The organism is Thermodesulfobacteriota bacterium (genome assembly GCA_026415035.1).
Taxonomy (GTDB): domain Bacteria; phylum Desulfobacterota; class BSN033; order BSN033; family UBA1163; genus RBG-16-49-23.
Genome location: JAOAHX010000049.1, coordinates 1 through 1965, shown reverse-complemented (window position 1 = coordinate 1965; position 1965 = coordinate 1). Strand labels below are relative to the sequence as shown.

Below are 1965 nucleotides of genomic sequence, written 5' to 3'. Positions count from 1 at the left end.
ACCGGAAGAATACGGCCCTTAATCTTCGGTTTTCTATGAAAGAGGAAAACCTGCCCGCGGCCATGGCCGTTCGGGGGGAAGAGGGGGTTGTGGAAGGGGTCGATTATCGGGGCGTTTCTGTGATTGCGGCTCTTCGACGGATTCCAGATTCGCCCTGGTTTCTTGTCGCCAAGGTGGACAAAGAGGAAATCTATGGTCCCATCTACAGGAGTGCCAAAACGATTGCCTTCCTTGTGAGTTTCCTCATCGCTGGCTCCGCGGTCTTTCTCGGCTTCTTCTGGTTTCGACAACAGAGCCGATTCTTTGAGAGACAGTACGAAGCGGAGAAGAATCATCGAGCCATGCTTGAACGGTATGGATATCTCACAAAGTATGCGAACGACATCATCCTTTTGATCGATCAGGACCTTAATATCGTGGAGGCGAACGAACGGGCCTTATCCGCTTACGGCTACTCCCTGGAAGAGCTCCTAAAATTAAATGCCAAAGACCTCCGGCCCCCTGAATTACGATCGGATCTCGAAGGGCGATTTCAACAGGTGGACGAATTAAACGGGGCCGTCTTTGAAACGATCCATCAGCGAAAGGATGGGACCGTCTTTCCGGTCTCATGTGCTTTAGAAACGGAGAGGGTGAGCATCTGGTTTTACAACGAGGATTATTCACAGATCCGCTGTTTCGATCTGTACGAACAGAGCAAAAAAAGTCATACCGATGGGGAGATACTTCAGGCCTCGGAGTTTCCCGAATACACCGCTTATCATCAGATGGGGCAGGTCATTGCTGCAGAGGATGTCTTTAAGGATCCCCGGACCTCAAGCATTCCCCATACCTATTTTCGCCATTCCGGCATTCGATCTTTGCTGGACGCCCCCGTTTGGGTTCAGGGAAAACTGGTCGGGCTTCTCGGCTTCGAACATGTCGGGGACAAGAGGAAATGGCTTCCTGAAGAAGAACAGATAGCCATGACCCTTGCGGCCTATGTGTCTAACTGCCTCGAAGCAAACGAGCGGCGGCGAACCGAAGAGTTGCTTATAGAAAGCGAGAAAAAATACCGTCTCCTCATCGAGAACGCAGGAGAGGCCATCTTTGTCGTCCAAGAGGGGAGGCTTAAATTCATCAATTCAAAGACTATGGAGATGACCGGGTATAGCCGGGAAGAATTGACCTCGAAACCTTTTATGGAAATCATCCACCCAGAGGATCGTCCGCTGGTGATGGAACGACATCTGCAAAGGCTTCAGGGAGAACCTATCCCCTCTTTAATCCCTTTCCGCATCCTTCATCGTTCAGGAGATATCCTCTGGGCAGAATTGAACACGGCCCTCATCGAATGGGAGGGGAAACCCGCCACCTTAAATTTTGTAACCGATATTACCGAACGGAAAAAATCGGAACAGGAAATAGCCACTCTTCAGGAGCAGCTCCGTCAAGCGCAGAAGATGGAGGCCATCGGCAGGTTGGCCGGGGGGATTGCCCATGATTTTAACAATATTCTCACGGTGATCAAGGGATCCTGTCAACTTTCTCTCCTTGGGGTGGATGAAAAAGATCCCCTCTATCATCATCTCCAGGAGATTGATAAGGCTGCCGACCGAGCAGGCGAGCTGACCCGGCAGCTTTTGGCCTTCAGTCGGAAACAGGTTTTGGCGCCCAAGGTGCTCGAGCTGAACGGGATCGTCAAGAATCTGGAGAAGATGCTTCGCCGGGTCCTCGGGGAGGACATCGAGCTGGTCACGTTTTTGGGAGAGGGGATCGGAAGGGTGAAGGCCGATCCTGGGCAGATGGAGCAGGTGATCATCAATCTTGCGGTCAACGCGAGGGATGCGATGCCGAGGGGAGGAAAGCTGACGATTGAGACGGCCAATGCGGAGTTGGATGAAGAATATGCGAGGAGACATATTGGAGTTCAACCTGGTTCTTATGTGTTGCTTTCGATCAGTGATACGGGGATCGGGATGACGC

1 protein-coding gene is annotated in these 1965 nt (G+C 51.8%); it reads left to right on the top strand.

The genetic code is table 11. The features are described 5' to 3' along the window. Positions 1-35: 35 nt before the first annotated feature. Positions 36-1965 (top strand): PAS domain S-box protein (locus N3G78_14755; protein MCX8119176.1); only part of this gene is annotated, 1930 nt, incomplete at its 3' end.